The organism is Rhodococcus gordoniae, assembly GCF_001646655.1.
In the GTDB taxonomy this organism is placed as follows: Bacteria; Actinomycetota; Actinomycetes; order Mycobacteriales; family Mycobacteriaceae; genus Rhodococcus; species Rhodococcus gordoniae.
In genome coordinates this window covers 25,489-33,511 of sequence record NZ_LPZN01000049.1, presented here as the reverse complement: position 1 = coordinate 33,511, position 8,023 = coordinate 25,489, and the positions used below count along the sequence as shown (strand labels likewise).

Annotated in this window: 8 protein-coding genes; 5 read left to right on the top strand and 3 right to left on the bottom strand. The window is 70.1% G+C overall.

Features of this window, described 5'->3' with window-relative positions; all coding sequences use genetic code 11:
- Both A8G18_RS17375 and A8G18_RS17370 read left to right on the top strand, forming a co-directional pair.
- The coding region (locus A8G18_RS17375) for a RecB family exonuclease (protein ID WP_209447043.1) at positions 1-1,048 on the top strand (1,048 nt) is incomplete at its 5' end.
- 9 nt (positions 1,049-1,057) lie between these two features.
- Positions 1,058-1,741, top strand: a complete 684-nt coding sequence (locus tag A8G18_RS17370; RefSeq protein ID WP_064064824.1) for an alpha/beta fold hydrolase — start codon at positions 1,058-1,060, stop codon at positions 1,739-1,741.
- A gap of 66 nt (positions 1,742-1,807) precedes the next feature.
- Here A8G18_RS17370 and A8G18_RS17365 read toward each other — a convergent pair whose 3' ends face one another.
- Both A8G18_RS17365 and A8G18_RS17360 read right to left on the bottom strand, forming a co-directional pair.
- The gene (locus A8G18_RS17365) at positions 1,808-2,872 is read right to left on the bottom strand and encodes an NAD-dependent epimerase/dehydratase family protein (RefSeq protein WP_064064823.1); all 1,065 of its coding nucleotides are present in this window, start codon (positions 2,870-2,872) and stop codon (positions 1,808-1,810) included.
- A gap of 52 nt (positions 2,873-2,924) precedes the next feature.
- On the bottom strand, positions 2,925-3,314 hold the full coding sequence (locus tag A8G18_RS17360) for a DoxX family protein (protein WP_064064822.1): 390 nt from the start codon (positions 3,312-3,314) through the stop codon (positions 2,925-2,927).
- A gap of 121 nt (positions 3,315-3,435) precedes the next feature.
- On the opposite strand from A8G18_RS17360, the gene A8G18_RS17355 reads away from it, so the two are divergent.
- Complete coding sequence (locus tag A8G18_RS17355; protein WP_016934058.1) at positions 3,436-4,524, top strand: potassium channel family protein; 1,089 nt, start codon at positions 3,436-3,438, stop codon at positions 4,522-4,524.
- Between the two features lie 9 nt (positions 4,525-4,533).
- Positions 4,534-5,433 carry an NAD(+) diphosphatase gene (gene nudC, locus A8G18_RS17350; RefSeq protein WP_064064821.1) on the top strand — a complete coding sequence of 300 codons (900 nt, stop codon included), beginning with the start codon at positions 4,534-4,536 and terminating at the stop codon, positions 5,431-5,433.
- 69 nt (positions 5,434-5,502) lie between these two features.
- Here the strand turns inward: nudC and A8G18_RS17345 are convergent, their stop codons facing one another.
- Positions 5,503-5,757 (bottom strand): mycoredoxin, encoded by a 255-nt coding sequence (locus A8G18_RS17345; protein ID WP_016934060.1) that lies wholly within the window; start codon positions 5,755-5,757, stop codon positions 5,503-5,505.
- Between the two features lie 112 nt (positions 5,758-5,869).
- Between A8G18_RS17345 and A8G18_RS17340 the strand changes: the two genes are divergently transcribed.
- Positions 5,870-8,011, top strand: a complete 2,142-nt coding sequence (locus A8G18_RS17340; protein ID WP_172506114.1) for an ATP-dependent DNA helicase UvrD2 — start codon at positions 5,870-5,872, stop codon at positions 8,009-8,011.
- Positions 8,012-8,023: the final 12 nt, after the last annotated feature.

Genomic DNA, 8,023 nt, shown 5'->3' with positions numbered 1-8,023 from the left:
CACCGAACGGGCCCTTGTCGTCTCCGGCCATCACTGGGCCGACACCGGCTCCGAGCCGAAGGGACCCTCGCCCTGCCTCGGGGAGCTGCGCGGGATCGTCACGGCGCGACCCGAGCTCGGTTCGATCGATCATTGGGCGCCGGAACCCGAACCCGAGCAGGAGAACCCTCTCACGGCGTCACCGCGCAGCGCGCTGTGGCCGCGCGACCCGCTCGGCGCCCGGCGCGGCGACGTCGAACGCGGCGCAGCGCTCGTCCTCGCCGAGTTCGACCGGACCGACCTCCCGACCGGGTACGACGACGATCCCGACGAGTGGGCCACCGACGTCGACGCGTTGCTGGCCGAACGCGAACAGCGCGCCGAGCAGAGCGCCGAAGTGGTGCTGCCCGCGCAGCTGTCCGTCAGTCAGCTCGTCGACCTCGCCACCGACCCCGATGCCCTCGCGGCCCGGTTGCGCCGTCCGTTGCCGTTCCGGCCCAATCCGCTCGCGCGTCGCGGCACGGCCTTCCACGCGTGGCTCGAGCGCAGATTCGGCGCGACGCGCCTGCTCGACCTCGACGAGCTTCCCGGCGCCGACGACGAGGACGGCGACGATTCGCACTTCGACCGGCTCCAGGAAGCGTTCCTGCGGTCGAAGTGGGCGTCGCGCAACCCCGTCGAGGTGGAGGTGCCGTTCGAAACCGCTCTGGCCGGCACCGTCATCCGCGGACGCATCGACGCGGTCTTCGAGGATCCGGACGGAGGCTGGACGGTCATCGACTGGAAGACCGGTGCCGAACCGGAAGGGGACAAGCTCGCCACGGTGGGAGTTCAGCTCGCCGCCTACCGCCTCGCCTGGGCGCAGCTGATGGCGGCACGCACCGAACGGCTCACCGGCCGACCGGCCGAACTGCCGCTGCACAAGGTCCGAGCGGCTTTCCACTACGTCCGCACCGGACGCACCGTTGCACCCGACGAGCTGCCCGGCGCGGCGATGCTCGAACGGCTCGTTCTCGAGGCGGGGAACCTGCGGCGCGAATCCACCGCGGATTCCGAGGCGGAGGACTAGGAAAGAACTGTGGCGACCTTCGTGCTGCTCCCCGGAGCCGGATCCGACCCGTGGTACTGGCATCGGGTGATCCCGTTGCTCGAACGTCACGGGCACCGCACGATCGCGGTCGACCTGCCCTATGCGGACGGGTCGGCGGGCCAGTACGACTACGCCGATGTCGTCGTCGGGGCGATTCGGAACGTGCCACCCCCGCTGGTGGTGGTGGCCCAGTCGATGTCGGCCTTCACGGCGGTGCTCGTCGCCGAGCGGTGCATCGTCGACGAACTCGTCCTCGTCGCGCCGATGATCCCGGCGCCCGGCGAGTCGCCGGGCAGCTGGTGGGGGAACGTCGGGCACGAGGAAGCGAGGCGTGAACAGGACGTCGCTGCGGGTCGCGATCCCGATGCCCCGATGGATCTGCGCGAGTTGTTCTTCCACGATGTGCCCGACGACGTCGTCGCCGACGCGTTCACCCACGAGGCATCAGCGCCTGCCGATGCGGCCTTCGAGCCGGCCTGGAACGCCGATCGGTGGCCGGGCGTGCCCGTGCGTGTGGTCGCCGGGCGGCACGACAGACTTCTGCCGCTGCCGCTGGTGACGCGCCTGTCGCGCGAACGCCTCGGTGTCGAACCCGAACTCGTCGACAGCGGTCACCTGCCGGCGCTGGCGCGACCGGCCGAACTTGCGAAGATCCTGTTGTCGTCGCGGTGACGAGCCTCGGGAGCGCTGCCCGAACCCGTTCGAGCTCGGGGGGGCACGGCCCGAACCCGTTCGGGCTCAGGGGCGCTGTCCCACCCCGGTGGCCACTTCGTGCGCCCGGCGCCCGGCGGTGTCGGGGGCCAGTGGAGCCGTGGGCATCCCGGCTCCCTCCCGCAGGCCCGACAGGAACTCCTCGAGGATCTCGGGCGGCGAATACCGCGGTTCCCAGCCCAATTCGGTGCGGGCGCGGGTGCTGTCGAGCAGCGGAAGTTGCAGCACGGTGTCGAGCAGACCGGGGGAGGCCGGGACGAGGTGCGCGTGCCACGCCGCCCGCACCGCCGCGCGGAGGGCCGCACGCGGCACCGCAATCTTCCTGGCGGAGAACATCTCCGCCAGGAACGCGCCGTCCACCGGCGGTTCCGTCGCAAGGTTGAACGCGCCGCGGACCGGCCGGACCGTCGCACGGATGAAGGCATCGGCCACATCGCTCGTGTGCAACACCTGGGCCCGCAGATCCTCGACCAGCGGCATCGCGGGCAGCAGTCCGCTACGCAGCAGATTCCCCGGCAGCAGGGGACCGACGAACAGGCGCCGCTGCGAGGTCGCCGATTCGCGCTTGAAGATGAAGTAGGGCCGCATCCGCACGATGCGCATCTCCGGCGCCCGTAACTCGAGGGTGTCGAGACAGCGCTCCAGATACGACTTCTCGCGCGGATAGGCGGCGCCCGGCCACCCGTGCGTGGGCCAGTCCTCGGTGACACGATCCGTCGACCGTCCGGGCGAATAGGCGGCCACCGACGACGAGTAGATCAGGGCGGGAACCTTCTCGGCGGCCGCCGCCTCGAACACCGAGATCGCGCCGAGCACGTTGTTCTTCCAGGTCACCTCCGGGCGGTGGGTGGGCTGGAACAGCCACGCCAGATGGATCACCGCGTCGGCGCCCTGCACGATCGGACGGAAGTCGTCGGTGGAGGTGTCGGCGACCGTGAAGGTCGCCTTGGGGGCGGTCCACTCCGTCGGCCGTCGTGCGACGCCCACGATCTCCGCGACGGCGGGTTCCCTGCCGAGCGCCTCGACGATGCCGGTTCCCAGATTGCCGGTCGCGCCGACGACGACCACCTTCAGACCACGTCCGGTGTCCATACCGACGCATACCCGCTCACTGTGGCCTCAATCACCGCGAACGGTCGATCGCTCAGCGAACCGAGGTGCGGCGGACCTTCAGCGCTTCGGTGACGAGGGGGATCTGCAGCGGCAGCCGGGCGAGGGACAGGGCCTTGGCGGCAGGGGAGAGCTTCGGGCTGCGCAACCACGTCGCGGCCATCTGCAGGTTGGCGGGGAAGACCGCGAGGAACAACGCCGCGGCCAGGGAACCACCGAGGCGACGGGTGCGGGGGACGGCGAGCGCGCCGGCGACGGCGATCTCCGCCACCCCGGAGGCGTAGGTGTAGGTGCGGGCATCACCCGGGAGGGCGCGCGGCACGATGCCGTCGAAGAGTTCCGGTCGCACGAAGTGCAGGATGCCGACGCCGAGAAGAAGACCTGACAGCCGGATCGCAGAGCGCTGCGCCGCGTTCGTGGACATGCGTGCCACACTAGCGCGCGGCGGTACGCTGCGATCCGGTATCGGGCGCAGTCCGTTCGGTACCGCGACGACCGAGGGTGGCCACCAGTGGAGGCCGACAGCAGGAAGGTGGGACACCGCGATGCCCGGGAGGTTGCGTGCGCGGTTCAGCCGCTCCGATCAACTCACCGAGCGCCCCGACTTCGCGCTCGTCGGTGTGCTGCGCGTACCCCAGGAGCAAACCAGTCCCGGACTCGCGATCGCCCGTCGCATCGGTTACGCGTTCGCGGCGTTGTTCCTCGCGGTCGTCGTCGTCTACCTCGACCGTGACGGGTACATCGACTCCCAGGACAACGAACTGTCCCTGCTGGACTGTGTCTACTACGCCACGGTCTCGCTCTCGACCACCGGCTACGGCGATGTCACCCCCTTCACCCCCGAAGCACGCCTGATCAACATCCTGCTGATCACGCCGCTCCGGGTGTTCTTCCTCATCGTGCTGGTCGGTACCACTCTGTCGGCACTGACCGAGAGTTCCCGTCAAGCATTCAAGATCCAGCGTTGGAGGCGCCGCGTGCGTAATCACACCGTCGTCATCGGTTACGGCACCAAGGGCCGTACCGCGGTCGACGCCATGCTCGGCGACGGGGTCCCCCCGTCCGAGATCGTCGTGGTCGACACCGATCCGGTGGTTCTCGAGTCCGCCGCCGGGCAGGGCCTCGTGACGGTTCAGGGTTCGGCGACGAAGTCCGATGTGCTCCGACTCGCCGGCGTGCAGCACGCGTCGGCGGTGATCGTCGCCGCGAACCGCGACGACACCGCGGTGCTCGTGACCCTCAGCGCCCGCGAGATCGCCCCGCGCGCGAAGATCGTCGCCGCCATCCGCGAGTCGGAGAACACCCACCTGCTGCGTCAGTCGGGTGCCGACTCGGTGGTCATCTCGTCGGAGACGGCGGGTCGCCTGCTCGGTATCGCCACGACCACGCCGAACGTCGTCGAGATGATCGAGGACCTGCTCACACCGGAAGCGGGATTCGCCATCACCGAACGCGACGTCGAGCCCGGCGAGGTCGGGGGATCCCCCCGGCATCTGAAGGACATCGTCCTCGCCGTCGTCCGCGACGGGCGGATGTGGCGGATCGGTTCGCCCGAGGTCGACGCGCTCGAAGCGAGCGACAAACTGCTCTACATCCGGCTGGTGGGTTCACCGCCGGGCGCCATGCGTGGCTAGGGTGCTGGTGTGACCGGTTTCGCTCTGTCGGGTACCCCGCTGCTCTCCCGTACCGTCGTCGACCGGGCGGAGGAACTGCGGTCGGACGAGGATGCCCTGCGCACCGGATGGGCCGACGCGAAGCTCCTGCGGGTCGACCGGCGGAACCAGGTCCGTGTGTCCGACGGCGCGCTCGTGTTCGGCGAGGCGTCCGAACTCGGCCCCGAACCGGTCGCCGGCGCGATCTTCCTCGGCATCCGCGACGGACGCCACGTCTGGGCCACCCGGGTCCTCGCCCAGACGGGTACGGTGGCCGACCTGCGGCGTGTCGGCGAGCACCTCGACGATGCCGATGCCGACCTGCTGGTCAGCGCGGTCGCCTTGCTGAACTGGCACGACAACGCCGGCTACAGCGCGGTCGACGGCTCGCCCACCCGCCCGACGATGTCCGGCTGGTCGCGGATCAGCACCGACACCGGGCACCAGGAGTTCCCCCGCACGGATCCGGCGATCATCTGCCTCGTGCACGACGGGCACGACCGTGTCCTGCTCGCCCGGCAGCCGGTGTGGCCCGAACGGCGTTTCTCCGTCCTCGCCGGTTTCGTCGAAGCCGGCGAGTCCCTCGAATCATGTGTGGTCCGGGAGATCCGGGAAGAGGTCGGCGTCGAGGTGCGCGACGTGCGGTATCTCGGCAGTCAGCCCTGGCCGTTCCCCCGGTCGCTCATGCTGGGATTCGCGGCGATCGCCGATCCCGAGCAGGCCCTGGACTTCCGCGACGGCGAGATCGGCGAAGCGCGGTGGTTCACGCGCGAGGAGGTCCGCGCGGCACTGGCGACGGGCGACTGGGCCTCGGCCGACGACGCCCCGCTGCTGTTGCCCGGCTCGATCTCGATCGCGCGCGGGATGCTCGAGGGCTGGGCCAAGGAATGACCGGGGTTCGGCGATGAGAGGAGCCGGCCGCGGTGAACGCGACCGGCTCCGTGGACGAGCGACGAGAACCTACAGCCCCAGAGCGCGCTGGACCTCGGCGAGCGACGGGTTGGTGGCGGTGCTGCCGTCGGCGAACTTGACGGTGGGCACCACGTGGTTGCCGTTGTTGACGCTGCCGACGAACTCCGCGGCGGCCGGATCCGATTCGATGTCGACCTCGGTGTACGCGATGCCGTTCTGGTCGAGCTGGGTCTTCAGCCGCCTGCAGTAACCGCACCAGGTGGTGGAGTAGACGGTGAGAGCGGGTGCATCGGTGGTCGTCATGTCTTCGAGAACACCACAGCGACCGGGCATGTTCCGCGACCGGGGTCAGGTGTGATCCGCACCACGCACTCGGCGTCACCGGTGGTCTGCACTGTCGGCGGTCACTGTCATGATGGAGGCCATGTGTGCGGATGTGGTGGAGGGTCTCGATCCCGAGCAGGCGGCAGCAGTACTCGCCCCACGAGGACCGGTCTGTGTGCTCGCCGGTGCCGGCACCGGCAAGACCCGCACCATCACCCGACGCATCGCGCACCTCGTCTCCGCCGGGCACGTCTCGGCGAGCCAGGTCCTCGCCGTCACTTTCACCGCCCGTGCGGCAGGGGAGATGCGCTCACGTCTGCGGGCCCTCGGTATCGGCGGCGACGGCACCCAGGTGCAGGCACGCACCTTCCACGCGGCCGCCCTGCGGCAGCTGCGGTATTTCTGGCCGCAGGTCGTCGGCGACACGCCGTGGCAGTTGCTCGACCGCAAGTTCGCGGCCGTCTCCCAGGCGGCGCACCGCTGCGGTTTCCCGACCGACACCGACACCGTGCGCGACCTGCTGTCGGAAATCGAATGGTCCAAGGGCACACTCGTCGCACCCGAGGACTATCCCGCCGCGGCCGCCCGCGCCCACCGCGCCCCGCCCGCCGATCCCGAGCGGGTCGCCCGCGTGTACGACACCTACGAGCAGCTCAAGAACCGGTCGGGCGACGGAATGTACCTCGATTTCGACGACCTGCTCCTGCACACCGCCGCCGCCCTCGAGAACAACCTCACGGTGGCGGAGGAGTTCCGCGACCGCTACCGCTGCTTCGTCGTCGACGAATACCAGGACGTCACGCCACTGCAGCAGCGTGTCCTCGACGCGTGGCTCGGCGATCGCGACGATCTCACGGTGGTCGGCGACGCCAACCAGACCATCTACTCGTTCACCGGCGCCACCCCGAAGCACCTGCTCGACTTCTCCCGCCGGTTCCCCGACGCCACCGTTGTGCGCCTCGAACGCGACTACCGATCCACCCCGGAGGTGGTCGACCTCGCCAACCGCGTGATCGGTGCCGCACGGGGTCGCATCGCCGGAACACGCCTCGAGCTCGTCGGTCAGCGTCCGCCCGGTCCGGAGCCGACCTTCGCCGAGTTCGACGACGAGCCGGCCGAGGCGCAGGCAGTGGCGAAGGCCGTCGCCAAGCTGATGGGCAAGGGGGTGCCCGCTGCCGAGATCGCGGTGCTCTACCGCATCAACGCCCAGTCCGAGGCCTACGAGCAGGCCTTCACCCAGGCCGGTATCCCGTACCAGGTGCGCGGTGGTGAGGGTTTCTTCAACCGCGCGGAGGTCCGGCAGGCCGTCAACGCCCTGCGCCAGGCGGGTGCGCGCGACGATCTCCCGGAGGACGCCGGCCGCGGTGCCGGGCTGCTCAGCCTCGTGCGGGCCACCTTGGTGCCGCTCGGCCTGACCGACACCGAGCCGGCGGGCACCCAGGCACGCGAACGATGGGCGTCGCTCGTCGCGCTCGTGCAGCTCACCGAGGAACTGCTCGAGCACGAACCGGAACTCGACCTCCAGGGCCTGCTGCGCGATCTCGCGGCCCGTGCCGAGGCGCGGCAGCCGCCGACGGTCCAGGGCGTCACGCTCGCGTCGTTGCACGCGGCGAAGGGCCTCGAATGGGACGCCGTCTTCCTCGTCGGACTCACCGACGGCACCCTGCCCATCACCCACGTCACGGGCGACAAGGACACCCCTCCGGACGAGGCCGGTATCGAGGAGGAGCGTCGGCTTCTCTACGTCGGCGTCACCCGCGCCCGCGTGCACCTGCAGCTGTCGTGGGCGTTGTCCCGCACTGCAGGCGGACGCCGGTCGCGCCGGCGTTCGCGTTTCCTGCACGGGCTCATCCCCGACAGCTCACCCGCGTCGAAGATCGCCGAACCGGCGTCCCCCCGGAAGAAGCGCCCACAGTGCCGCGTCTGCGGCAAGCCGCTGATGGGCACCACCTCGACCATGCTCGGCCGCTGTGAAGCCTGCCCGTCCGACCTCGACGAGAACCTGCTCGTCGCGCTCAAGGAATGGCGTCGGGAACGGTCGAAGGAGATGAAGGTGCCGGCCTACGTCGTCTTCAGCGACAACACTCTCGTCGCGATCGCCGAGCAGCAACCGCGCGACGACCGCGCGCTGGTCGCCATCCCGGGGATCGGCGCGAAGAAACTCGAACAGTACGGCGCCGACGTGCTCGCACTCGTGCGGGGCGAGCGCACGGTCGACACCCTCGATCTCTGACCCCTGTCGTCG

Coding starts and splice junctions, on each gene's coding strand:
- A8G18_RS17360 (WP_064064822.1), bottom strand. CDS start 3,314: ATGTCCACGAACGCGGCGCAGCGCTCTGCGATCCGGCTGTCAGGTCTT.
- A8G18_RS17345 (WP_016934060.1), bottom strand. CDS start 5,757: ATGACGACCACCGATGCACCCGCTCTCACCGTCTACTCCACCACCTGG.
- A8G18_RS17355 (WP_016934058.1), top strand. CDS start 3,436: ATGCCCGGGAGGTTGCGTGCGCGGTTCAGCCGCTCCGATCAACTCACC.
- A8G18_RS17365 (WP_064064823.1), bottom strand. CDS start 2,872: ATGGACACCGGACGTGGTCTGAAGGTGGTCGTCGTCGGCGCGACCGGC.
- A8G18_RS17340 (WP_172506114.1), top strand. CDS start 5,870: ATGGAGGCCATGTGTGCGGATGTGGTGGAGGGTCTCGATCCCGAGCAG.